Annotated in this window: 24 protein-coding genes; 3 read left to right on the forward strand and 21 right to left on the reverse strand. The window is 38.3% G+C overall.

Annotated elements, in window-relative coordinates:
* Position 1 precedes the first annotated feature (1 nt).
* From EHLA_RS13875 to EHLA_RS13885, 4 genes are all read right to left on the reverse strand, one after another.
* Positions 2–3,838 carry a DNA-directed RNA polymerase subunit beta gene (locus EHLA_RS13875; protein ID WP_096241700.1) on the reverse strand — a complete coding sequence of 1,279 codons (3,837 nt, stop codon included), beginning with the start codon at positions 3,836–3,838 and terminating at the stop codon, positions 2–4.
* Between the two features lie 620 nt (positions 3,839–4,458).
* Positions 4,459–5,277 carry an IS3 family transposase gene (locus EHLA_RS13880; protein ID WP_242970654.1) on the reverse strand — a complete coding sequence of 273 codons (819 nt, stop codon included), beginning with the start codon at positions 5,275–5,277 and terminating at the stop codon, positions 4,459–4,461.
* Complete coding sequence (locus EHLA_RS16700) at positions 5,267–5,614, reverse strand: transposase (RefSeq protein WP_229097941.1); 348 nt, start codon at positions 5,612–5,614, stop codon at positions 5,267–5,269. Before EHLA_RS16700 ends, EHLA_RS13880 begins: the two co-directional genes overlap by 11 nt.
* 180 nt (positions 5,615–5,794) lie before the next feature.
* Positions 5,795–6,142, reverse strand: a complete 348-nt coding sequence (locus tag EHLA_RS13885; protein WP_096241702.1) for an ACT domain-containing protein — start codon at positions 6,140–6,142, stop codon at positions 5,795–5,797.
* Positions 6,143–6,282: 140 nt separating this feature from the next.
* Between EHLA_RS13885 and EHLA_RS13890 the strand changes: the two genes are divergently transcribed.
* Both EHLA_RS13890 and EHLA_RS13895 read left to right on the forward strand, forming a co-directional pair.
* Positions 6,283–6,756, forward strand: a complete 474-nt coding sequence (locus tag EHLA_RS13890) for a DUF3990 domain-containing protein (RefSeq protein ID WP_173854303.1) — start codon at positions 6,283–6,285, stop codon at positions 6,754–6,756.
* Positions 6,734–7,177 (forward strand): hypothetical protein, encoded by a 444-nt coding sequence (locus EHLA_RS13895; protein ID WP_096241214.1) that lies wholly within the window; start codon positions 6,734–6,736, stop codon positions 7,175–7,177. Before EHLA_RS13890 ends, EHLA_RS13895 begins: the two co-directional genes overlap by 23 nt.
* 723 nt (positions 7,178–7,900) lie before the next feature.
* On the opposite strand, the gene EHLA_RS13900 is transcribed toward EHLA_RS13895, so the two are convergent.
* From EHLA_RS13900 to EHLA_RS13920, 5 genes are all read right to left on the reverse strand, one after another.
* Complete coding sequence (locus EHLA_RS13900) at positions 7,901–8,842, reverse strand: transketolase family protein (protein WP_096241215.1); 942 nt, start codon at positions 8,840–8,842, stop codon at positions 7,901–7,903.
* Entirely contained in the window at positions 8,830–9,669 is an 840-nt protein-coding gene (locus EHLA_RS13905) for a transketolase (RefSeq protein WP_096241216.1), read from the reverse strand. Before EHLA_RS13905 ends, EHLA_RS13900 begins: the two co-directional genes overlap by 13 nt.
* A 440-nt stretch (positions 9,670–10,109) precedes the next feature.
* Positions 10,110–10,535 carry a Fe-S cluster assembly scaffold protein NifU gene (nifU, locus tag EHLA_RS13910; protein WP_021907702.1) on the reverse strand — a complete coding sequence of 142 codons (426 nt, stop codon included), beginning with the start codon at positions 10,533–10,535 and terminating at the stop codon, positions 10,110–10,112.
* A complete protein-coding gene (gene nifS, locus EHLA_RS13915) occupies positions 10,525–11,712 on the reverse strand; it encodes a cysteine desulfurase NifS (protein ID WP_096241217.1) in 1,188 nt (395 codons plus the stop codon). The genes nifU and nifS overlap by 11 nt, the downstream gene beginning before the upstream one ends.
* A gap of 155 nt (positions 11,713–11,867) precedes the next feature.
* Positions 11,868–12,278: an RrF2 family transcriptional regulator gene (locus tag EHLA_RS13920; protein ID WP_096241218.1), complete on the reverse strand. Its 411-nt coding sequence runs from the start codon at positions 12,276–12,278 to the stop codon at positions 11,868–11,870.
* Positions 12,279–12,630: 352 nt separating this feature from the next.
* Between EHLA_RS13920 and EHLA_RS13925 the strand changes: the two genes are divergently transcribed.
* Positions 12,631–13,962, forward strand: coding sequence for an MATE family efflux transporter (locus tag EHLA_RS13925; protein WP_096241219.1), 1,332 nt, complete (start codon positions 12,631–12,633; stop codon positions 13,960–13,962).
* A 64-nt stretch (positions 13,963–14,026) separates the two neighbouring features.
* On the opposite strand, the gene EHLA_RS13930 is transcribed toward EHLA_RS13925, so the two are convergent.
* The 12 genes from EHLA_RS13930 to EHLA_RS13985 all read right to left on the reverse strand — a co-directional run bounded on the left by EHLA_RS13930 (position 14,027) and on the right by EHLA_RS13985 (position 26,196).
* Positions 14,027–14,734, reverse strand: a complete 708-nt coding sequence (locus tag EHLA_RS13930; protein WP_096241220.1) for a Spy0128 family protein — start codon at positions 14,732–14,734, stop codon at positions 14,027–14,029.
* 7 nt (positions 14,735–14,741) lie between these two features.
* Complete coding sequence (gene srtB / locus EHLA_RS13935) at positions 14,742–15,512, reverse strand: class B sortase (protein ID WP_096241221.1); 771 nt, start codon at positions 15,510–15,512, stop codon at positions 14,742–14,744.
* Between the two features lie 74 nt (positions 15,513–15,586).
* Positions 15,587–16,579, reverse strand: coding sequence for a DUF7601 domain-containing protein (locus EHLA_RS13940; protein ID WP_096241222.1), 993 nt, complete (start codon positions 16,577–16,579; stop codon positions 15,587–15,589).
* 105 nt (positions 16,580–16,684) lie between these two features.
* The gene (gene lepB, locus EHLA_RS13945; RefSeq protein WP_096241223.1) at positions 16,685–17,233 is read right to left on the reverse strand and encodes a signal peptidase I; all 549 of its coding nucleotides are present in this window, start codon (positions 17,231–17,233) and stop codon (positions 16,685–16,687) included.
* A complete protein-coding gene (locus tag EHLA_RS13950) occupies positions 17,233–17,640 on the reverse strand; it encodes a hypothetical protein (protein WP_096241224.1) in 408 nt (135 codons plus the stop codon). The genes lepB and EHLA_RS13950 overlap by 1 nt, the downstream gene beginning before the upstream one ends.
* Positions 17,641–17,652: 12 nt before the next feature.
* Positions 17,653–19,746 carry a DUF7601 domain-containing protein gene (locus tag EHLA_RS13955; RefSeq protein ID WP_096241225.1) on the reverse strand — a complete coding sequence of 698 codons (2,094 nt, stop codon included), beginning with the start codon at positions 19,744–19,746 and terminating at the stop codon, positions 17,653–17,655.
* 581 nt (positions 19,747–20,327) lie between these two features.
* Positions 20,328–21,188, reverse strand: a complete 861-nt coding sequence (locus EHLA_RS13960) for a tyrosine-type recombinase/integrase (protein ID WP_096241226.1) — start codon at positions 21,186–21,188, stop codon at positions 20,328–20,330.
* Positions 21,189–21,713: 525 nt separating this feature from the next.
* Positions 21,714–22,148: a flavodoxin gene (locus EHLA_RS13965; protein WP_021907707.1), complete on the reverse strand. Its 435-nt coding sequence runs from the start codon at positions 22,146–22,148 to the stop codon at positions 21,714–21,716.
* A gap of 75 nt (positions 22,149–22,223) precedes the next feature.
* A complete protein-coding gene (locus EHLA_RS13970; protein WP_096241227.1) occupies positions 22,224–22,841 on the reverse strand; it encodes a DUF3793 family protein in 618 nt (205 codons plus the stop codon).
* Between the two features lie 395 nt (positions 22,842–23,236).
* Positions 23,237–25,330: a heavy metal translocating P-type ATPase gene (locus tag EHLA_RS13975; protein WP_096241228.1), complete on the reverse strand. Its 2,094-nt coding sequence runs from the start codon at positions 25,328–25,330 to the stop codon at positions 23,237–23,239.
* Between the two features lie 113 nt (positions 25,331–25,443).
* Entirely contained in the window at positions 25,444–25,791 is a 348-nt protein-coding gene (locus EHLA_RS13980; RefSeq protein ID WP_021907710.1) for a DUF6110 family protein, read from the reverse strand.
* A gap of 192 nt (positions 25,792–25,983) precedes the next feature.
* Complete coding sequence (locus EHLA_RS13985) at positions 25,984–26,196, reverse strand: FeoA family protein (protein WP_096241229.1); 213 nt, start codon at positions 26,194–26,196, stop codon at positions 25,984–25,986.
* Between the last annotated feature and the right edge of the window lie 135 nt (positions 26,197–26,331).

Raw genomic sequence — 26,331 nt, forward strand, 5'->3', positions numbered from 1 at the left:
CTTACAAATCGGAATCACCGAAAGGCATTCCTGCAAACTCTGGCTGTGCATCCACCTGTCCGGTTTCTTCTTCCAGAGTACTTTCTTTGTAGCCATACTCTCCAAGATTGCTCTCATCCTTATAATTATTATCATCCGGACTGCTCTCAATCACTGAAGTAAGGGATTCATTAATTGTTTCACTGCCTTCCTGAAGCTCAATCTCTGTCATATCTTCTTTTAAGACACGAACGTCAAGAGCGAGGGACTGGAACTCTTTAAGAAGTACCTTAAAGGATTCCGGAATACCAGGTTCAGGAATATTCTCACCTTTGATAATCGCTTCATATGTCTTAACACGACCTACTACATCATCAGACTTCACAGTTAAGATTTCCTGAAGAGTATAGGAAGCACCATAAGCCTCAAGAGCCCAAACCTCCATCTCTCCGAAACGCTGTCCACCGAACTGTGCTTTACCACCCAGTGGCTGCTGTGTTACCAGTGAGTAAGGACCAGTAGAACGTGCATGAATCTTATCATCTACTAAGTGATGCAGCTTCAGATAATGCATGAATCCGATGGAAACTGGTGAATCAAATTCCTGTCCGGTACGTCCGTCACGAAGCTGAACCTTACCGGTACGGTCGATTGGAACACCCTTCCATTCTTCTCTGTGGTCACGGTTATCCCAGAGATATTTCATAATATCATCGTTAACCTTGTCACCCCAGCGTTCTTCAAATTCTTCCCATGTCTTATTGGCATAATCATTAGCCATCTCAAGAGTATCCATAATATCGTTCTCGTCTGCACCATTAAATACCGGTGTTGCTACATTAAATCCAAGCACCTTAGATGCAAGACTTAAATGAAGCTCTAAGACCTGTCCGATGTTCATTCGGGAAGGTACACCTAATGGGTTCAGTACGATATCAAGTGGACGACCATTCGGAAGGAATGGCATATCCTCTACTGGAAGTACACGGGAAACTACACCCTTGTTACCATGACGACCGGCCATCTTATCACCAACAGAAATCTTACGCTTCTGTGCAATGTAAACACGCACAGACTTGTTAACTGTCGGAGGAAGCTCATCGCCATTCTCTCTTGTAAATACCTTTGTGTCCATAACAACACCATAAGCGCCATGTGGAACACGAAGGGAAGTGTCACGAACTTCTCTTGCTTTTTCACCGAAAATAGCACGAAGAAGTCTTTCTTCTGCAGTAAGTTCTGTCTCTCCCTTAGGAGTAACCTTACCTACCAGAATATCTCCGGCATGAACTTCTGCACCGATACGGATGATACCATTCTCATCCAGATCTTTTAATACATCTTCACTCAGTCCTGCAAGATCTCTTGTGATCTCTTCCTGACCAAGCTTTGTATCTCTTGCCTCTGCCTCATATTCTTCGATATGAACAGATGTATATACATCATTCTGTACAAGACGTTCACTTAACAGTACGGCATCCTCGTAGTTATAACCTTCCCAAGTCATAAATCCGATCAGAGGGTTCTTACCAAGAGCCATCTCGCCGCCACATGTAGAAGCACCATCTGCAAGGATATCTCCTGCCTCAACATGGTCTCCCTTATTTACGATTGGTCTCTGATTCATACAGTTACCCTGGTTGCTTCGGGAGAACTTGATTACGTGATACGTATCACGAATTCCGTCTTCTCTCTTTACAATAATCTCTTTACTTGTAGAATACTCAACAGTACCTGCATGATGTGCGATAATACATACACCTGAGTCACGTGCAGCCTTTGCTTCCATACCAGTACCAACAACAGGAACTTCTGTCTTTAACAGAGGTACGGCCTGACGCTGCATGTTTGATCCCATCAGAGCTCGGTTCGCATCATCGTTCTCAAGGAAAGGAATCATAGATGTAGCTACGGAGAATACCATCTTCGGAGATACGTCCATTAAGTCAATTCTTGACTTTCTAAATTCAGATGTTTCCTCTCTGTAACGACCGGAAACGTTTGTATGAATGAAATGTCCTTCTTCATCTAACGGTTCGTTGGCCTGTGCTACTGTGTAGTTATCTTCTTCATCAGCAGTAAGGTATACAACCTCATCTGTTACTACAGGATTCTGTGGATCACTCTTATCTACCTTACGGTAAGGAGCTTCTACAAAACCATATTCATTAATTCTTGCATAAGTTGCAAGAGAGTTGATCAGACCGATGTTAGGACCTTCGGGAGTCTCTACAGGACACATTCTTCCGTAGTGGGAATAGTGTACATCTCGAACCTCGAATCCGGCACGATCTCTGGAAAGACCACCAGGACCTAATGCGGAAAGACGTCTCTTATGTGTAAGCTCAGATAATGGGTTATGCTGATCCATGAACTGAGATAACTGAGAACTTCCAAAGAATTCCTTTACAGCAGCAGTAACCGGCTTGATATTAATTAATGTCTGTGGAGAAATGGACTCAATATCCTGCGTTGTCATACGCTCTCTGACAACTCTTTCCAGACGGGATAAACCGATTCTGTACTGGTTCTGTAACAACTCACCAACAGCACGGATACGACGGTTACCTAAGTGGTCAATATCATCGTCATTACCAACACCATATTCCAGATGGATATTGTAGTTAATAGAAGCTAAAATATCCTCTCTTGTGATATGCTTTGGAATCAACTCATTAATATTCTTGCGAATCTGTGCTTTAATTTCATCTATATCATCATATTCTTCTAAGATTTTTTCAAGGGCTGGGTAATATACAAGTTCAGTAACGCCCACTTCCTGAGGATCAACATCAACAAAACTTGTGATATCTACCATCATGCTGGAAAGGACTTTTACTTCTTTCTCTTCTGTCTCTACATATACATATGGAACTGCTGCGTTCTGGATCGTGTCAGCCTGTTCTTTTGTAAGTCTTACACCTGCCTCAAAAATGATCTCGCCTGTAGAAGGATCAAGAACATCCTGTGCCAGTCTATGTCCTGCAATACGGTTGCGGAACATTAACTTCTTATTAAATTTATAACGTCCTACCTTCGCAAGATCATAACGTCTTGCATCGAAGAACATACTGTTGATCAGACTCTCTGCACTGTCAACAGATAAAGGTTCGCCCGGACGAATCTTCTCGTATAACTTCTTAAGACCTTCCTGATAGTTTGTTGCTGTATCCTTCTCAAGAGTTTTTAAAATCTTAGGCTCTTCTCCGAATAATTCCTTAATTTCGGCATTGGTTCCAATGCCAAGAGCTCTGACAAGTACAGTAACAGGAACCTTTCTTGTACGGTCAACACGAACATAAAATACATCGTTGGAGTCTGTCTCGTATTCCAGCCATGCACCACGGTTAGGAATTACGGTACAAGAATATAACTTCTTACCAATCTTGTCGTGGCTGATCGCATAGTAAATACCTGGAGAACGAACTAACTGACTGACGATAACACGTTCCGCACCATTAATTACGAAAGTACCTGTTTCCGTCATCAATGGCAGATCACCCATAAAAATGTCGTGCTGTTTAAAATCATCTGTTTCCTTATTATGGAGACGAACTTTCACTTTTAAAGGAGCTGCATATGTTGCATCACGTTCTTTACACTCCTCGATTGAATACTTTCTATCCTCTCTACAAAGCTGAAAGTCCACAAACTCCAGGCTGAGCTGTCCGCTGTAATCCGTGATAGGCGAAATGTCCTCAAAAACCTCTTTCAATCCATCTGTAAGGAACCACTTGTAGGAATCTTTCTGGACTTCTATAAGATTCGGCATATCGAGAACATCTTTTTGTCTGGCATAGCTCATTCTGATGTTTTTGCTTCCCGGAATTCGCGTTGGACGCAGTCTATTCTTTTCCATCGATGTTTTCACCCCTTGAATAATCATAATGTAAAATCTTCTGGTTACTTTCCAATAGGCATACAGACCCATTGTGAATCAGTTTATTATCATAGCACATCTGTCAAGCTATGTCAACTAATTTTTTTCTCTTATTTTTGATTTTTTCCATTTTTTTCGCCAGTTAAACATAGACACAAAAATACTTCCATATAATATGTATAAAATAGCAGTAAAAAAGCACCGAATTTCAGCAACTTTTTTAATTTGACAAAATGGAGAAGTGATTACTATTTGATTCATTAGGGGGAAACAGACGAAAAAAGAAATACTGCCCTATCCCATCTGCTCTGTAGTCGCTGTGTTTAAGATGCTCATCCGCATCTTAAACACGCTCCCAAGCCGCATCTGGGATAGGGCAGTATTTCTTTTTTCTGTGTTTTGGCTCCAGAAGGAATGAACGCAATAGTCTTTGGGAGGGAGAAGGGGAGAGGTCAGAAGGCTCTTGCTACGAGATGTGCATCATATAGTGGCTCAGTTGTCAAGACAAAAATCTAAGATTTTTATAATGAACTGATATGGTGGACAAGTTACAAGGAACATGGAGAGAACAGTGGAGCACTCCCCAGATCCAATATATGCTAAGCTACATATGGCATCAACATTGCCGGATAGTAGCATTCAGCCGGTGTTTGGTAATCAAGTGCAGAATGGCGTCGCTCAAAGTTGTAGGTGTGGATATACTGTCTGATAGCAGCCCTTGCTTCCCTGATGTTGTTGTACTGTGTCAGATAGGCTTCCTCATACTTGAAGCTGCGGAACCAGCGCTCAATCATGATGTTGTCTGCCCAGCGGCTTTTTCCATCCATACTCTGGCGGATACCGTTTTCCTTTACAAAGTCAATGTATTGCTGACTTGTAAACTGACAACCCTGATCTGAATTCAAGATCTGAGGTTTTGCCACTTTGAAAGCTTTTTTCAGGGCACTGATAACCATTCTGGTATCAAGTGTGTCATCCACTTCCCAGCCGACAATACAACGGCTATACCAGTCGATCACGGCTGTCAGATACAGAAATCCGCGCTTGATCGGAATATATGTAATGTCAATAGACCATGCCTGATTTGGTTTGTCTATGACCGCATTACGAAGAAGATATGGACATACTTTCGCCTGCTGCATTCGCTTGGAAAGATTCATCTTTGGATAAATCGGGTAAATATCCATCTCATTCATGTAGCGTCTTGCCTTGCGGCGTCCAACCTGGTAACCACGGGTTTTTAACTGTGCAGACATTTGTCTTGCGCCCCAAGTGGGATTATCTGTATGGAGATGATCAATGATCTCTTTGCAGGCCAGTTCCTCATCTGAAATAGGGGCACCCTTGTAATAAATGCTTGTACGGTTGATGTCAAGCAACCTGGCGCCAACAGAAGCCGGAATTTCCTTAGTCGTCAAAAGGTTTTGGACTAAACTTACTCTCGTAGTCAGGTCCACAAATTTCTTCAGATTTTTTTTTGAGCCAGTCAACCTGCATGGTTAACTGACCAACCTTTTTGGCATACTCCGCTTTCTCCTTACGCTCTTCGGCAAGCTTTTCTTTGAGGTTTTCCTCACGCTTGTCGTCGAACACAACCGAAGCATTGTTCAAGAACTCTTTTTTCCAGTTGCGGAGCAGATTTGGTTGGATGTTATTTTCAGTTGCAAGGGTATTGAGATCTTTCTCACCCTTAAGCAGCTCAATTACAAGGTCTGATTTGAATTTGGCATTAAAATTTCTTCTTTGTCTGGACATGATAATGGATCCTTTCTTTCATACTGGTTTAAGTATATCAGATTCATTAAAAACTGTCCGAAAAAGTGTCTTAATTTATGAGACCATTATATCATGTACAGCAATAGCTTGCAGTATCATCTTATCATCAGTGAAACTTGAAAAAAGTCAGCATAGTAGAAAAAGTAAGTAAACAGACAGCTACTGAATTAAAAACTTCTTCGCTTTAGTGTAATTCTCTTCTTTGATGAGGATATAGTCTGTATTATAGGTAGAGATTGCGAAGATTCCTATTGCATTTTCTGCGAGAAGTGCTGAGATTTTGGAGAGGATTCCTATTAGGGAAAAATCGAGAATTCCTTCTATGCGAAATGCTTTCCACCCGTCTTCTCTTTCTATTGTATTCTCTGGTACATCTTTTGTTAAACAGACTAACGATTTTTCTTCGTTTGTTCTCCCTGTAAAGCAAAATTCGGTATCAAGATTTACTTTTGAGTAATCTTTTACTTTACATACAGAAAAATCTCCGTCTATTGCTTTTATCTTTATTTTGTCCATGTCATATATCTCCTCGTATGATTATAGTAGATGTCCTTCTCTAATTTTGATTATGTAATCATTGATTACTTCCTCTACATTCTCTTTTATGATAAACTGAATGTATACTCTTTTAGAAAGGACTGTTTTATATGATATTATATCACGCTAGTAAAGAAATCGTACAGTTTCCTGAAATTCGAAAAGCACGATATACGAAAGACTTTTCCTGGGGATTTTATTGTACTAATAATTTAAGGCAGGCAATACGATGGGCCAATCGAGGTCCAGGAGAACCTATAATAAATTATTATAATTATGAACCAAATGAAAATTTAAACATTTTAAAATTCCCTGAATTATCAGATGACTGGTTAGATTTTATAGCAAAATGCAGAAATGGAAAAATTCATTCTTTTGATATCGTAGAAGGTCCCATGGCAAATGACACCATCTGGAACTATGTAAATGATTATTTGTCTGGAAGAATCACACGTAAGCAGTTTTGGGTATTAGCGGAATTCAAATATCCTACACATCAAATAAGTTTCCACACGCTTTCTGCATTAGACTGTCTGACTTTCGAAAGGAGTGAAATCATTTATGACCCCAAAAGAACAAAATGATTACTTTTATGTATGCTCTTTAATAGAATATATCGCTCGCAAAACAAATAATAAACGAGGAACTATTGTCAGTTTGCTCGATAAAAAAGGAATCGAAAAACAATTATACGATGCCGAAGTAAATCATTGTTTAAGTTTTGAGCAGGTAAGTGAGGAACTTATAGAATTTTATAATATTCCAGAAGGTGATTTTGATACTATTTCCACCTGTAAATATACCGTTCCAAATTTTATGGATATAGGTAAATTATACAGTATCATGATAGAAGATTGTGCTGAAAAAGGAAAAGAAGTTGATGAACTTATTCGTATTTTTTCTTCTTTTATAAGCGACGAAATCTCTAACTTCAACACAGATTTATACTACCAAAATCCAAGTTACTTAGAATGTTCCTACAAAGAAGGACATTTATTAGATTAATTTGCTATTCATTAAGAGGGAAACAAACGAAAAAAGAAATACTGCCCTATCCCATCTGCTCTGTAGTCGCTGTGTTTAAGATGCTCATCCGCATCTTAAACACGCTCCCAAGCCGCATCTGCGATAGGGCAGTATTTCTTTTTTCTGTGTTTTGGCTCCAGAAGGAATGAATGCAATAGTTTTTAGGAGGGATAAGGGGGGAGAAATCAGAAGTCTACTGCTTACTCAGAAGGTATATCGTCCAGAAGATTAGGTGCTCTCTTTAATTAACAGTAATAATAAAGGGGGATTTTCATTTTTCAAAAAATTAAAGTAGTCACCTTTCGTTTTATCTTGCTACAAGATGTGCATCATGCAACACATGACATATGTTTTGGGAAATACGATATATTGCGACAATATAATGGCAAAAGCATTATGTGCATTGAGCGTCTACGATATTATCTGATCATCAGTAAACTTTGAAAATACTTCAGCATAGTGGAAATAATATTAGAATAAGCCACAACTCTCTGTCCCCTTCCCCATCTCCCTCCACCAAATACTATTACATTCATTCCTTCTGGAGCCAAAACACAGAAAAAAGAAACAATACCATATCCCAGATGCGGCTTCGGAGCGTATTTAAGATGCGGATGAGCATCTTAAATACAGCGACTACAGAGCAGATGGGATATGGTATTGTTTCTTTTTTCGTCTGTTTCCTCTCAAAGAATCAAATAGTTATTTAACAAATTCTTTTACAGAAGCATATACGCCCTTGCCGTCTAAGCCGTATTTCTCAATAAGCTTCACTGCAGGACCGGATTCTCCGTAAACATCGTTCACACCAATTCTCTTAACAGGTACCGGATATTTTTCGGAAAGTACTTCACATACTGCTCCGCCAAGTCCACCGATTACGGAATGTTCTTCTACTGTAACAACTTTACCTGTTTCTTTGGCTGCTTCTACAAGGAGGTCTGCATCAATTGGTTTGATCGTATGGATGTTGATTACTTTTGCTTCAACGCCATCTTCAGCAAGCATGTCTGCTACTTCTAATGCAGAGCTTACGCAAAGACCTGTTGCTACGATTGTAACATCTTTACCTTCTCTTAATACAACTCCTTTACCGATCTCAAATTTATAATCATCGTTGTCGTTGATTACTGGTACAGCAAGACGACCAAATCTTAAATATACAGGTCCGTCTAATTCATAAGCGGCACGTACTGCTGCCTTTGCTTCTACATCATCGGAAGGATTAATGATTGTCATTCCAGGGATTGTACGCATTAATGCGATATCTTCGTTACACTGATGTGTTGCTCCGTCTTCACCAACGGAAATACCGGCATGCGTTGCGCCAATCTTTACGTTGAGATGTGGATATCCAACAGAGTTACGAATCTGCTCAAATGCACGTCCTGCTGCGAACATGGCAAATGTACTTGCGAAAGGAACCATTCCTGTTGTTGCAAGACCTGCTGCGATTCCTACCATATTACATTCTGCGATACCGCAGTCAATATGACGTTCCGGGAAAACTTTTTTAAACATTCCTGTCTTTGTAGCAGCTGCAAGGTCCGCATCTAAAACTACAAGGTTCTCGTGTTCTTTTCCTAATTCAATTAACGCATTTCCATAGCTTTCTCTGGTAGCGATCTTCTTTACTTCTGACATAATGCTTCCTCCACTTTCTTTAAATCTTCCATGGCTACAGCATACTGTTCATCGTTTGGTGCAGTACCATGCCAGGATGCCTGATTCTCCATAAAGGAAACTCCTTTACCCTTTACAGTCTTCATAATGATTGCTACAGGCATTCCCTTTACTTCTCTTGCTTCTTTAAATGCTGCATCTAACAGATCAAAATCATTACCATCTGCTACATTAATTACGTGGAAGTTAAATGCTTCAAACTTCTTATCGATCGGATATGGAGAACATACATCTTCAACTTTACCATCAATCTGTAATCCGTTGTTATCTACGATCACTACTAAGTTATCAAGATGTCTTGCTCCTGCAAACATTGCAGCTTCCCAAACCTGTCCTTCCTGGATTTCACCGTCTCCAAGAAGTGTGTAAACACGATAAGATTTCTCTCTTAACTTCGCTGAAAGAGCCATTCCAACTGCAGCGGAGATTCCCTGTCCAAGAGAACCTGAGGACATATCAAGTCCTGGAGTGTGCTGCATACATGGATGTCCCTGAAGGTGGGAACCGATATGTCTTAATGTAAGTAAGTCTTCTACTGGGAAATATCCCTTATTAGCTAACGCTGCGTATAAACCTGGCGCTGTGTGGCCTTTTGATAATACGAAACGGTCTCTGTCCGGATCCTGAGGATTCTTCGGATCTACATTCATCTCCTCAAAGTATAAATATGTAAAAAGATCTGCTGCGGATAAAGAACCACCCGGATGTCCTGCTTTTGCTGCATGAACACCTGTGATAATTCCTTTTCTCACTTCATTTGCCACTTTCTGAAGTTCTAATTTATTCATGGCTTCCTCCTTATTGCCTAATGTTCTCCTGCTTTGCTGTAACTTTACAAATAACCCATGTCATTCGCTCTCCTGATATCTTACACGATCATGCTATCAGGAAAAACTTCTTTCATTCCTCCTCCATTTTATTGTAAGTTTCATAATAAGAATAAAATAAGTTAACACACTTGTTATTATACAAATAGTTCCGTGATATGTCAATTTATTTTATGGGATAATTCCCTCATCCTTGGGATTTATTGCGACAATGGTGAAAATGGCAAGACGAATGAAAAACAGCCCTGAAATAAAAAAAGACTTATAAGCGTATTTATGACCTCGAAGCAAGGTTTGTATGCAAGTGCATAAGCAGATATCCAAACCATCACGACGAAAGTCACAAATACAGCTATAAGTCTTTTTCTTTTTATTAAGCTACCAATAAACTACTAAATCAATTACTCTCCACATGTTGGACAGGAGCCTGGTGCAAATTTTTCTTTATCGTACGCAATTCCGTTCTTATCATAGTAGTCTTTTACTGCTGCTTTTACAGCTTCTTCTGCTAATACAGAACAGTGAATCTTATGTGTTGGCAGTCCATCAAGCGCCTCAACTACTGCTTTATTAGATAATTCTAAGGCATCATCAATAGATTTTCCTTTAATCATTTCTGTTGCCATAGAACTGCTGGCGATAGCAGAACCACATCCAAATGTGTTAAACTTTACATCTTCAATAATTCCGTCTTTTACTTTAATGTACATCTTCATGATGTCACCACACTTTGCATTACCTACTTCTCCGATGCCATCTGCATCGTCCATCTTTCCTAAGTTTCTTGGATTGCGGAAATGATCCATTACTTTTTCACTATATAACATGTTTCTTCTCTCCCTTCTCAAGCTCTTCCCAGATTGGTGAAATGTCTCTTAAATAAGAAACGATTCCTGGTACTTCTTTAATGATATATTCGATCTGTTCCGGTGTATTCTCTTCACATAATGTAAGACGAAGTGAACCATGTGCCACTTCATGAGGCAGTCCGATTGCTAATAATACGTGGCTTGGATCAAGAGAACCTGATGTGCAGGCACTTCCTGAAGATGCCTCGATTCCTTTTTCATCGAGTAATAATAAAAGAGATTCTCCCTCAATTCCTTCAAAACAGAAGTTTACGTTACCCGGAAGTCTTTTCTTTGCATCACCGTTTAAACGAGAATGTTCAATAGTAGAAAGTCCCTCAATCAGACGGTCTCTCATTGCTGCTATCTTAACCATGTTCTCGTCCATATTTGCAACAGCTTCTTTTAATGCTGCCGCCATACCAACGATAGCTGGAATATTCTCTGTACCGGCTCTTCGTCCTCTTTCCTGTGCGCCACCTTCGATCAAGTTAAACAGTGGAACACCTTTTCTGACATAAAGAACACCGGTTCCCTTTGGGCCATGGAACTTATGTCCGGATAAAGACAACATATCAATATTCTGTGCATGTACGTTCACTGGAACGTGTCCAACTGCCTGCACTGCATCTGTATGGAATGTTACTTTTTTCTCTTTACAAATCTTTGCGATTTCATCAATTGGCTGTAATGTACCAATCTCATTGTTCGCATACATAATAGTAACTAATGCTGTATCTTCACGAATTGCCTTCTCCACATCTGCAGGATCAACAATTCCATCTGCTCCAACATCTAATAATGTGACTTCAAAGCCTTCTCTCTCTAACTTCTTAAGAGTATGAAGAACCGCATGATGTTCAATCTTCGTGGAGATAAGATGCTTCTTTCCCTTCTTCGCTCCAAAAAGAGCTGCTGAACGGATTGCCTGGTTATCTGCTTCACTTCCGCCGGAAGTAAAATAAATCTCATTAAAATCTGCTCCTAAAGCTTCTGCAACGTCCTCTCTTGCTTTCTGAAGTACTTCAGCAGCACGCTGTCCCGTAGAATGCAGGCTGGATGGGTTTCCAAAAACCTCATTCATGCACTTTGTCATCGCATCTATCGCAACAGGACTCATCTTTGTAGTTCCTGCATTATCTGCATAAATATACATAAATTCACCCTCTTCTTTCTAAATCCTATCTGTTTTATAGGGATTATATCTTTAAATTCCTATCCTGTCAATAGGATTTTACAAAAAAGATATTTCTATTCATGTTTTTTATTTTATACACGAACGTGTATACTAAAAAATACTGAAGAATCGGATTATACCCGACCCTCCAGTAAATCTTCCAAAGTCACTGTCTCTAAATAGTCATCAATAATACCATCCAGCTTCTGCCACATTGGGAGCGTAATACAATATCCTGCTTTCTCGCAGGTCACCTTGCCTCCTTCGAGACAATTCACCGGTGCCAAAGTCTTCTCTGTCAACTTTAAAATAGAGCCTATCGTATACTCTGAAGACTTTCTCGCCAGACGATACCCGCCTTTCTTGCCACGACCACTTATAAGCATGCCTCCTTTATGAAGAAGGCTTACGATCATTTCAAGATACTTCATAGATATATTCTGACTCTCCGCAATCTCCTTCAACGGAATTAATTCTTCTCTGTCATTCTGAGCTAAATAAATCATTACCCGAAGTGCATAACGACCTTTCGATGAAACCATCATACCTCTCCACCTCCTAATTCCTAATAATATACTAGGAATTTAGAAATAGCAAGCAAAACTTGTTTTCGCCTTTGTAAGCTGCCAAACACTTGACACATGCACCATAAACCCTTTATAATAGTGTAGTTAAAAATATATTGTCTATATTATTCTATATCATAATACTACAGATGAGTGGATTATTTTACGGAATTATTATAATGAAGGCTATAGGTTTTTCTGTTTCTGATTTAAACAGTACAGACCCTATAGCCTTTTTTATTATGGTAATAGTATAACAAAATCTCCATCACTGATAGTCATTTATTAAAGAATAGCATAACAGAAAAATAAAAAAGAAAGGATACTTTATATGGATCAGACTTATATGAAAGAAAAACCGATTCTACCGCTTTTACTTTTTATGGCAGCACCAATGATTTTATCCATGCTGGTAAATTCTCTTTACAACATTATCGACAGTATTTTCGTTGCACAGATCAGCGAAGATGCCATGACCGCACTTTCTCTTGTATTTCCAATACAAAATTTTGTCAACTCTGTTGCGGTCGGTTTCGGCATCGGAATCAATGTTATGATTGCTTTTTGTCTCGGTGCCGGAGACCAGCTTCATGCGCACAAAGCTGCTTCACAGGGATTCTTCCTCTCCATTGTTCACGGAATCCTTTTAAGTATCACAGGCATCCTCATTATGCCTTCATTTTTAAAACTATTTACTCACAATGAAAATATTTTATCGTTAGGGTTACGTTATTCCAATATCGTTCTTCTTTTTTCAATTATTATCCATGCGGAAATCACTTTCGAAAAATACTTTCAGGCGATGGGGATGATGGTTGTCAGCATGCTCAGTATGCTCTGCGGATGTATTCTAAATATTATACTTGACCCGATTCTCATTTTCGGTCTTGGTCCTTTCCCTCGACTTGGAATTGAAGGAGCTGCTATCGCAACCGGAATCGGACAATGTTCCACCCTGCTGATTTACATTTTATTTTATATTATAAAAAAGCCACCTGTAAAAATACATAGAAACCTGCTTCGCCCAGAAAAGAAAATCTGTGCCCGTCTCTATGGAGTAGGAATTCCTGCAGCATTAAATATGGCACTGCCATCTTTGCTTATCTCTGCTTTAAATGCTATCCTTGCATCCATCTCAGAAACAGGAGTTACAATCTTGGGAATCTATTATAAATTGCAGACCTTCTTATATTTGTCTGTCAATGGAATGATTCAGGGGATGCGTCCGATCATCGGATATAATTACGGAGCAAAAGAATATAAACGGGTAAATAAGATTTACAATCTGGCGCTCATGATTGCCTTTGGAATCATGGCTGTCGGAACCGCACTTTTCATGTTCACTCCTGAAACCTTTATGAAAATGTTCACCACGCAGCCTTCCACGATCACAGCCGGTGCCTCCGCTCTTCGAATTATTTCCTGCGGTTTTATCGTCTCTTCCGTATCTGTTGTATCAAGTGGAGCTTTGGAGGGACTCGGTAAAGGAAATGAATCTCTTGCCGTTTCCTTACTTCGTTATCTCATAATCATCGTGCCGTTAGCATTCATGCTAAGCCAATTCTTTGGTGTGTCTGGCGTATGGCACTCCTTCTGGATTACCGAAGCGATTACAGCGATCATATCTTATATTATTTATAAAAAAGCTCTTCTCAAAAAATAATTACAAAAAAACAGAGACTATTTTCCAAATACAAGAAAATAATCTCTGTTTTATTTTATATTATTTATTTCTGATACTTTGCTCTGTAACGTGAGATTGCAATAAGCAATAATCCTACTCCTGATGCAATAAATAAAATGGTAAACAAGGCAACATTCGTGTTATCGCCTGTTTTCACTTTATTTTTGCTTTTCTTTGTCTTAGTTATATGTTTACTATTACCTGGTTTTGTTTCAGGTTTTGTTTCTGTAGTACTTCTCGTTTCCGTTGTGCTTCTTGTTTCTGTTGTACTTTCTGTTGGTGATTCTACAGGTTCATAATAATTCTTAAACAGAATATCTCGTTTTGCATCTGTCATTTCACCAGTGATATGTGCGGCTATCACTGTTTCTAAATCACCGTTTTCTCCGTTCGTTACAGTAACTCTTACATAATAAACTGTCTGATCATAATGTCCACGTTCATTTGTACCAGAATTTTGTTTTATTGTGTAGCAGTAAATACCGGGAGTTGTATACTGAATTGGTGGAAAAGTTGCTTTATCACTTCCACTGATCTTCAATACACTTTCTGACGGCATCGGTGCATCATCTACTGCCTGAAGCACAACCGTATAATCTTCCTCCGGAGAAGGTGTCTCACCTGAGGTTTGTATGCTGACAGGAATTTGCACTTCAACAGCACCTGCTGCAAAAGTAGAAATTGGAAAAACTGCCAGACATAAAACTACAAGCAATAGCACTGCCGGAATTTTTCTTGTATTCGTTTTCATCTCCTCCTTACTTCTCCGGCGAATAAGGCTTCATTACCGCCAGAATAACGGTTCTTGCATCTGTATAATCTGACGAACAGGTTGACATGGCAAGAATCTGTGAATAATTTTTCGAAGTTCCTATTTTTTTCATTGTATCCTGATGAATATACATTGCATTCTTTTCTGTAAATTTCAGCAGACCGTCTGTGTTTTCCTGCCATTTTTGAGGAATAAAAATATTGTCCTCATTTGCAGAAGTTTTAATACATGCAAAAATCTCAAGCTTATAAGAACGATCTGGAAGGACTAGCGTTCCTGTCCGGTTCTTATCAAAGAATTTCTGCTTCTCGTATAAATCAAGATCACCAAACATTTTATGTTCTGCCATATGATGTCCATACAACAGCGCATATTTCTCCTGAAATGCCCTGTCACAATTAACATCAAGAAATATACTTCCTGACAGAGCAAAATTACCATATACATCTTTGTTGATGTAAGTAAGATTATCTTCTCCCTGAAGGATTGGATAATCAACCTTTGTTCCGTCTAACGTAATCCAGGCACATACATCCGGATTGATCGCACGAAGCTCCTCAAACGTCGGTCCGTTGTCCTCACCTGGTGTCGGTTTATATTTCAACAATTGTGACTGTATGTCATCTACAGCAGCATACACCTGCATATTATCCCACAATGCATATCCGGAATAGGCTCCCGCAATGACAAGAAATAAAATAATCACTGCGCTGAGAAGAGAGTTGGCTGCTTTTAAAAATATTCTTGAAACATCCATGCAGCCACCTCCTTTCACAGCATATCTTTGTTAAAATGCTTCTTTTATCTTTTATTAATACCAGTATTACTTAATTAGTCTTCAAATCTGCGTCTTCTTACAGCAAATACAACTGCGATTGCTAATACACCTGCGAATACTAAGATGTATGGAAGGTTGTCTAAATAAACGCCAGTGTCGATATCACCATTTTTAGTATTTGTAAATGCTGCTGTTTTGGCTTCTGCATTCATAGTACCTTCATCACCCGTTGCATCCTTTGTATAATCTGAAGGAGTTGTTTCTTCTACTTTATAAGTAACACCTGCTGTCAAGTTCTCAATTGCGATTGTATCAAGATGTTTTAATTTGAATGTTGTTGTTCCACTGATTATAACTTCAGCCTGTTTTTCACTTCCAACGGAACCACCTGTTATTGTAGCTGGAAGAGAGTATGTTTTTCCATTTTCTCCTGTTAATGTTACTTTGAAATCGAAATATTTAGACTTATCACCAAGATTACCTGCTACTGTTTTACTAATACTAAGTTTGTTAGCTGTATAAGTATTATTGAATGCTGCTTCACCATTGGCAAGTTTCTTTGTACCTTTTGTAAAGCTAACTGCTGCAATCTCAAAAGTACCATTATTGTCAACAACAGTAACTTTCATTGTAACTGATGCGCTAGCATAAGTAACACCTGCTGTTGTACCTGCTGTTTCTTTAATCGTATAGGAATATACACCTACACTTGTATAAGTTGGTAATTGTACTGTAACATCTTTGTTAGTACCTTCTTTTGTTGCTTCTCCCTGATTATAAGTAACAGGTCTTACAGTTGGTATACCCTGATCCTCTGCATCCACACCACCATCTTTTACTTCTGCTTTTTCAACAGTAAACGCAAATGTTTCTGCAGGTGAGGTTCCTTCTCCAACTAATGTATACATTTTGCTAAATGTAACTGTTCCTCCATTTTCAGGTGTCTGAACTTTTTCTGTTGCCTGCTCTGCAAATGCTGTTGCGCTTAATCCAAGCATCATTGTCAGTGCTAATAAGCATGCAAATAATCGTTTTACTCTTTTCATAATGTTTCCTCCTTAATATAATAAGTAAATTTGTTATTTCTAAACCCCTTGCGGTAGTTTATTCAATAGTATTCATTTCATGTTTACGGTACGTTTGCAAACACACTATAGTTCTCGTCTGCGTAGTACTGTAATCACTTTGGCCTTCACATTTTCCTTCTTAATCGGACCATAATCACGGCTGTCTTTTGCCTGTGTTCTGTAATCTCCCAGTATGAAGACACAGCCTTTTGGTACTCTATACGGATATTTTTTTATTCCTTTTTTTGCATAAGTAGGAAATGCGATTTCTCCAGTCTGTGGTGTTCCATTAACAAGCAGCTCTCCACTGTCGTCTAATGTAATGACGTCTGTTTCCTGACCAAGTATTCTTCCTACCTGTTCTTTCCCATTTACTTTGTATACAACAACATCATTTTTCAGGAAAGTTCTCTGTAAACGAAACCCTATGAGCAAGTCACCGCCTTTGACTGCCGAAAACATTCCATTATCCGGTGCCCTTGTAATTAAAAATCCCTGTGTAAATAATAATCCGCCGCACACAATTACTAATACGATTCGTATAAACAACTGTATGTAACCATTTCTGGTTTCTGCTTCTCTTCTTCTTTTGCGGATTATCTGAGAACAGCTTCTATTGTTTGCAGCCCGCATCACCTCCGCACCTCATTCCTGATTTCTTGTGGCATCTCACTTTCTGTATTGTCCATCTCTGCCGGTTCTGTAATACCATCATGTTCTATCAGCTCTTGTTTATATTGATAAATCAGGTTTCCATACGTTTTATCATGGTCTTCCAACAAAATGTTATATCTTTCCCGCTCCGCTCGAATCGCAGATTCATAAAGTCGGTTCAACTCTTCAAGCTTCTTCCAGACATCATTCTCATCTACACCGCCAAACATCATCCTTCGGAACTTCACTGTTTGAAACCATTTGATTATTTCCTTATGTTCCTGATTTATTCCCTCTGTAGTAGAATCATTTTCTCTTGGAGATAAAGCTTCTTTTGCTTTACGTCCTCTATTTGATCTGGTTTTTCTTTTATGTCTTTCTGCCATCGCTGTCACCTTTTAAACAAAGCGTTTTTTATAGCTATAAAGCAAGAAACCTATTATTCCTGCGATACTAAGGGCAAATAATGTAATAAATGGAAGAACATCTGATGCAATTCCTGTATCCGGAATAGCTTCTTTATTATTTGTAAATACAACCTGATGTGCACTTACATCCTCTTTTGCTTGTATACTTGCTATGCTAGCCTTTCTATTTGTTACAGTTTCATCATCAACTGTGTAAGAAGTTGTATATCTGCTTCCTGAATAATCATTTTCTGTAATAGTGACATTTGCTCCAACAGGAATTTCTGTTAAAATCTTTTCATCATTATTTGCTAAGTTCACTGTTGCAGAACCTTTTTTATCCTCATTACCAACTTTAAATAACACACTTTTATTGTCCTTTTCTACAGAAATATTAAACGTAAACTCTTTTTGTTTATCACCCATACTTCCAGTCACCAATTTTTTCAGTATAATGGATGTAGTCTTTGGGCTATAGTGTGCGTAAAAGTTAACTGTACCATCTGCCAGTTCAGCACCTGATGGGCTATAACTCCAGCTAGTATCTGCAATTTTTTTTGTACTGTCATAAGCTCCACCAGCCTCATTCTCTGGATACCAGCCATCAAGGACATAGGTAACACCATTGACAGGTTTTGTAGAACCAATTGTTGCTTTTTCTGTTTTAGCAACCTTACTTTCTGTTACATAATTTTTCGCATCAACTAGTTTATAATCACTATTTGGATCTTTTACCCAGAACTTTGCAGTAAAAACATTTTTACATTTAACATCAATCGTACAGTCAATATGATAATTCTGATTTACAGTAGGACTATTGTCCTTTGAAATTTTAAATGGCGTTAATGTAATCTGCGTTACATCAGTCTTGCTTAAACCAGTTACCTTTAGTTGCTTTTCAATTGTTGATTTATAAGCTGTCCATATATTGTCTAAAATATAATTAAAGTTATCTGCATCCTTGTTTATTACCCAGTTAGTTGCTGTACTACCATCCGGCCAGGACACAACATAGGAACTTACATTATTTGTAATATTTTTATTTTCTTCCCATGTGGCACCTGTTGTATTAATCTTTCCAAACAAGGTACTCGTATCAGATTCCGGAGCCCAATATTTAATATCATTACTTGATGGCACTCCATCTGGTGTTGCAAGAAAGTAAATTGCTGCTATTTCATTCGATGCTTTAACCACGTTAACAGTGTATGACTCCTCTTTTGTTTCTGAAGAACCCCACCAGTGTGATAACTTATAGCTATGTTTAATCGTTACTGTACCTGTAGTTATTCCCCTAACTGTTACCGTTGGTTTATTATTATTACCGTCTATAGTTGCAGTATTTGTATCACTGCTAGTCCACTTATGATTACTAGTGTCAAGTCCTGTTGTTCCTGTTAACGTAATCGTCTTCCCAACCTGTACTTCCTTAGGTCCAGTAATATTTGCCACCTGAATTTTCTGGCGCTTTGCATCTGCTGCCTGTGTTTCTTCTTCAGCCTTTTTCTCGCTTGTTTCTTCCTCACCGTTTTTACTTTCGGTTGTCTTTTCTGTAGCAGTTTCCGTTGTCTTTTCTTCTGCGGATTCTGTCTTTTCTTCTTCCGCTGTTTTTGTTGTGGCTTCGGATGCATCTGTTGTGTCTGTTGTTTTTTTATCTGCGTCTGTTTCTTCTTTTGTATATTTCTCTTCTTTTGAAGTATCCTTCTCAGATTTTTCTTTTTTCTCTTTTTCTTCTTTTTGTGTGCTGTTTTCTTTCGCACCTTTGTCATTCACATCTTTGGAATCACTTTGTTTTTCTTCTGAACTATCCTTGTTTTCCTTGGTTTTCGATTCAGAATCTGACTTTTTAGTATTTTCCTGTTTCGTTTTAGTTTCTGCTTCCGACGATTTCTGTCTGGTCGTAGCGGTCTCACCGTTTTGATTGTCTGTCTTTTGTACAGATTGCGTTGTCCCACTTTCAACCTGACTCATGCGGTCCACCGCAAATGTTGAAATAGATACACTACAGACAAGTATCAACGCCATGCACATCATGACGATCCTCTTTAATAATCTGTACTTCCCAGATGAATGATTATGTTTCATACTTAACCTCCTTACTTTCCCCGGCATAATGGTCGGGAATCAGATTTATATTTCCTTTGTTAATTACTTTCCTATGTACATATACAAAAAGGGCAGGCATATACTTTGGGGATGTATACTGCCTGCCTCTATCAGATATTTTCCAGCCGTAGCGGGGAAAGTTGCTTTAAATTCTGAAAAATATCAGATATTTATCGACAGATGTATATCTCAGAAACTTATACGGTCTGTCTCTATCAAATGTCTTCTCGAAAATAACAGAACACGTTGCATTTTGAGAAAAACATATGATATTTGCTGTCATGCAGTACCTTCTTTACACGTTCTTCACCACATAATACTTATTATGTGGTAAAGAAATCATGTTCTTGTAAAAAAAGACATTAAAAAATAAGCTACCGATTTTCTATTTTCGTTAGCTATCTTTTTAATGTCTTTTTTTATCTGTATACAATTTTTTATTACAAAGAGATTGCTTTTTTTTTAATATATGATATAATATGTAAACAAGTAGTACAAATATATATGATAGTTTTTACCGCATAATAAGTATTATGTGGTTTTTTTATTTTTATTTTTTTTTAACCGCACTGCACAATTAAACCTAGCGTAGATAATTGCCTCATTTCCTCTTCTCCACTTCCCATCGTGTAGATTCTCGTGGTATCAACTCTTGAATGACCGAGAATATCAGCCAGATGCACAACATCTTTTTCTGCTTTATAATAGGTGTAAGCGAATAAATGTCTTAAATTATGCGGAAATACTTTTTCTTTTTCTACCCCTGCCGCTTCACATAATTTTTTCATTTCATGAAAAATATTACTTCTATCTAATGGTTTTCCTCTCTTCGTGATAAAAATAGTTCCGGAAGTTATTTTTTCTTTTCTACAATACTCTTTTAATAAACAACAAAGCTTTGACGGTAATAATATCGTTCTTGTTTTATTTTTCATAAATATAACTGCTCTTTTTCTTTCAACTGCTCTTACTGTAATATATTTCAATTCACTGACTCGGATTCCACTTCCACATATCGTTTGAAGAATGCAGTATAATCGATATTTTCCTTTCCTTTGTGCTGCTTGAAGTAATTGATAATATTCTTGCTTTGTCAGTTCCCTTTCTCTATCCCGAAAAGTTCTCCGCTGTATTTTTAAAGATTTTACAATACATTCATACCAATTATTTATTTTAAAAAAATGATTGAGTGATGCTAACATCGAATTTACACTGACCGGTGCGTACTTTTCTATCAAACTTCTCTTGTACGAAAGAACAATCTCCTTCGTGATATTTCCCTGACTTTCTGTTTCTTCAACATATTGAAAAAACTTTCTGACATCACGCATATATTTTTCTATCGTCGCCTGGCTTTTTTCTTCTTCTACAAGAACTTCCTCATAATCCACAAGCATTTCCCGATTCAACATATATTTCATCACACTTTCCCCCTTCATTTATATTTTAGTCCCTTTGATACCAGATTGCTACGTGCTTTGCACTCTTGCAAACAAACTTGCACCGGCTTTCTGACATTTTAACCCCGGTATCATCATATTATAAGCCAAATAAATTAAGTTATGCAAAACTCTCTTAGGGAATTCGAACGATATTTCTTATTGAAGTACATTCAAGTCGAGCCACCTGAAAGAGGTGGGAGTCTTCTCGACTGAGATAAATAATATCAGGGTCAAAAGATCAGAAAGCCGATACAAGCTTGCTTGCAAGACGACTTTTGACCTTTTGACCCTGATATCTAATAAATTTTAGAAAGGGTATTTCATTAAATTAGAGGTATTTTTTAAATGTGTAATTACTTATTGATATACGTTACTTTTTAATATAAATTACTTTACTGCGTTATTATGAGTTTTTTATATGCGTTACTATGCGATTACTATAATTGCTTGTTACTATTTTTTACTATGAGTTACTACGAGTATTTCTTTGAATGATACGCTTTCTTATGCGTTCTGAGCCAGCTGTTCTCCCAGTTCTTCACACTGTTTGATCGCGTCATCATCTGGAGTTTCCTGGCAGATAAGGCCTTCACCATTTAATACGGTTGCACCTGCTGCTGTCATTCTTTCTTCCCAGTCTCTCATCCACTGACCGTCGCCCCAGCCATAGGAACCAAAAAGTGCGATGGTTTTTCCCTGTGCGAAGCCTTCTACTTCTTCCACAAACGGTTCCATCTCCATCTCTTCGAGTACTTCAGCACCCATTGCAGGACATCCAAGAGCAAATACCTTTGCTGCTTTTAAGTCTTCCATAGATGCGCCTGAGACTTCTACTACATCTGCTTCTTTACCAGCTTTTGTAATTCCGGCTCCGACAGCTTCTGCCATAGCTTGTGTGTTACCTGTCTGAGACCAGTACACTACACTTATCTTGCTCATTGCTGCTTCCTCCTGAAAATTATTACTGTGATTCACCACGATGTTTCCATCATCGAAAGGGTCTTACAAGGAACTTTAAGCCGCGCCATCCAGCAGTAAATTACTGCTGCAGCTCTCGATTACATTTCTTATTCCGATACCTTTTGATACCAGTTCAATTAACGCTTCCTTCGCCCGGTCAAATTTGTAAAACAATTGCTTTGCTTCTGACAGGTCTCCATAAACTTTCCAGTAACCAGAATAGAGATAATTTTTCCCCTCATTCACCACAAATCCTTTGACATCTTCTGCAGGATAACCTAACAGAACACCAATCTCATGGGGAAAAGCTTTCCCTTTCTGCACGTAAGCTTCATATCGCATCTGAATTGTTTGAAGAATATCTGATAAGATAATTCCGCTGTATCCCGCCTCATTAAGAAGAACTCTGTTCTCTGCCCGCATAAGCCAGGCAGTCAGCCTTTCTTCTCTGTACAGAAAAAATGTTGTCTTACATTCTGACTTTGCCAATCTTATATAAGAAATATCCGTTCCGTCAAGAATTGCTCCAACATATTTCTCGTTCTTTGATGGTATAATCAAAAGATTCGCCACCTTAAGTCCAGTAATCAGCGGCGCACACTGCAGGGCCATCTGTGTTCTGATATTATCTTTATCCATTTTCTGTACAATCTCAAATACTTCCTGTCTCATGGTGCCTCCTTGTTTTTTGCTTTGTTAGTTATTACTAACTTGCATTTATAATACCTAACTTTGACCCATAAGTCAATAGCTTTATTGATATACTTTTCTCTATAACTATTTATTTCATGCATTAAACTAACGAAAATAAAAAAATTAGACCATTGCAACTGTAAAGATATCGCTGCAAGGGTCTAATTTTTTTATTTTCTGTTTATTGGCTTCATATGAATAATAAATGAGTAATATTAGGTAAGACAAGGGGCATAAGACAGAAAAAAAGAATCCCCTACAATAGCAAATGTAATGTGAGAGCAAGTAAAAATGCCGGGGAGGCATTTTCTACGCAGCGATATCTTTACAATTGCTATTGTAGGGGATTCTTTTTTTCGTCTGTTTTCCCTAAATTAAGGAAGCAAATTCTTCATGCTTTTTAAGCTAATTAACAGTGTTGATACGTTGTGGCACAGTGCGGATGTTGCTGGTGCTAATACTCCTGCGACTCCTAATACGATCAGGCTGGAGTTGATTGCTACGATAGAACGATAGTTTGTGTGAATTCGTTTTAATAACGCATTACTGAGCTGTTTTAAGACGACAACTTCATATAAGCTTTCTGCGCTGATCGTGATGTCTGCGATTTCTTTTGCGATTTCAGCACCATCACTGACAGCAATTCCTACGCTTGCGGCAGAAAGAGCCGGGGAATCGTTGATTCCATCTCCAATCATCATGACCTTTCTTCCTTTTTCTTTTTCTTTCGTAATAAAGTTTGCCTTATCTTCTGGAAGTACTTCTGAATAATATTCATCAACGCCAACACGTTTTGCGATGGCGGCAGCGGTTCTCTCGCTGTCTCCGGTCATCATAACAACTTTTGTGATTCCTGCTTTTTTCAGCTTTTTAATGACATCTGCTGCTTCCTCACGTAGAGGGTCTTCGATGCAGATGACGGCAGCAAGTGTGCCTTCTAATGCAAGATATAAATGAGAGTATTCTTCTGGAAGTGCTTCAAATTTTGCTTCTTCTCCTTCTGGAATCTTGCAGTTTTCATCTTCAAATACAAAATGATAGCTTCCGATTATGGCTGTTTTTCCTTCGATTGTTGTGGAAATTCCATGTGCTACAACATACTGCACTTTTGAGTGCATTTCTTCATGATCAAGTTCTTTCTTTAATGCCGCATCTACAACTGCTTTTGCCATGGAATGTGGAAAATGTTCTTCCATACATGCTGCCATACGAAGCATTTCATCTGCATTATTTTCTCCAAATGGGACAACTTCTGCCACTGTTGGCTCTGCTTTTGTTAACGTTCCCGTCTTATCGAACACGATCGTATCTGCCTCTGCAACGGCTTCCATATATTTACCGCCTTTTACAGTTACGTTATGCTGGCTTGCTTCACGTATCGCGGACAATACAGAGATTGGCATGGCAAGTTTTAACGCACAGGAGAAATCAACCATAAGAACGGCGATTGCCTTTGTTGCATTTCTCGTAGCCAAATATACAAGTCCAGTTCCTGCTAAAGTATATGGTACGAGTTTATCTGCCAAATGTTCTGCCTTGCCCTCAAGACCTGATTTTAATTTCTGTGAATCTTCGATCATTGTAACTATCTTGTCGTAGCGTCCACTTCCACCGACTGCTTTTACTTCAACAGTGATTTCTCCTTCTTCTACAACTGTTCCGGCATAAACAGATGCCTGATCTGCCTTTCTCACCGGCATGGATTCCCCGGTGAGAGAAGCTTGGTTAACCATTGCCTCCCCGGCACTTACAATGCCATCAAACGGAATAACATTTCCCATGTGTACGACAATGCTGTCACCCTGTTTAATCTGTGAATATGGCACGAGAACTTCTCCATCCTCTGTCTTTAGCCATACCTTTTCTACATTCAGTGACATAATTCTTGCGAGATCACCTACGGATTTCTTATGTGTCCAGTCTTCTAGCAGCTCTCCAATTCCAAGAAGGAACATGACGGAGCTTGCTGTATCATAATTGCCTCGAAGAATAGATACTCCGATTGCTGTCGCATCAAGTACCGGTACTTCTAACTTACGCTGTGCAAGGGTCCGAATTCCTTTCCATATATATCCAATAGATTTTACCCCTGTATACACTGCACGAAACGGTGCCGGTAATAAAATCTTTCTTGCATAATGTGCCATAATCTGTCCGATCATTTTTTCCTGAAATTCACGATTCAGATTTCTTCCGGAGTTTTCAATAATGCCATCCGGCACTTCAACCTTTTCATAAACAAATTTTTGTATTCCTTTAATAATATTTCTTCGTACAAGGCCATCCGCATCCGCTTTATAACAAACAACTGCATCTGCTGTTCTGTCATAAACTTTTACAGATTCCACGCCTTCCATATTTTCCAGATAATATAACAGAATATCTGCCTGCTCACAGGTCATCTGTTTCTTCTGAACTACATGAAAACGTATTCTTCCTTTTATCTCATGTTTTATCTGAAACTTCAAAATATTCACCTCTTCATTTATCTGTTTGTCTGTTTATCACATCAACTGTTAAAAAAAGAGACCGCCTCTATTCTGCAGTCTCTTTATCTAACTCTTCATCCAAATTGTTAAAACTATTCTGCAGCTTCCTCTACTGCTTCTGCCCCAACTTCTTCTGTTGTTTCTTCTTCTGTTTCTTCTTCCGCTTCTGCTTCTTCTGCAAATTCTGCTGCAGCTTTTGCTTCTGCACGCTCTTCGTTAATCTGCTTTGCACCTTCGTAAATATCTTCTGCATTTTCCTGAACAGTTGTAACTGTATTCATAACCGTTTCTTTTGCTCTTAAAACAGCTGCTGTACAGTTAGTGTAAAGCTTCTTAGCATCATCACTTGCTAAAGCTTTAATACCTGCTGTTCCAAATAAAGTACCTGATGCAAATAAACCTACTTTTTTCCAGTTAATTTTAGTTAAACATTCAAACATATCTATGACCTCCTGATAATATAATCTTATGTAGCGTTACTTTTCTTTTCACGCAATAATAAGCCAACCGAGGAGAAATTACAAGTAAAATATTCACAAATGAGATTTTTTCTCACTTACCCTCGCCTGGCATTATTTATTCTCAATAAGCACTGTATTATTATCTTATTCAGGTTTTAAATCAGATAGAATCTAGACCATAATTTTATTCGCCATATCTTTTCCAATGGCAACTCTAGAATCCTTCACATTCACGATCATATTGCCATTAATCTCAGAAACAACTGTAATTGTTCCACCAACAACAAATCCTAATGTCTCTAAGAATTTCTTTGTCTCCTGTTTTCCACCAATCTTTTTAATTATCACCGGTTCTCCCTGACTTGCCATCGTTAATGGTAACATAATAACCTCTTTCTTTTGTACGTTTGTTAAACCTTACTTTTATTTTATACACTCTTATCTAGTTAGTATGCTCTAATATTCATTAGAAGTCAATAATTTATTTGAGATTTTTTCTCAATAATCAATTTTTCATAT

Source organism: Anaerobutyricum hallii, from assembly GCF_900209925.1.
GTDB lineage: Bacteria > Bacillota > Clostridia > Lachnospirales > Lachnospiraceae > Anaerobutyricum > Anaerobutyricum soehngenii.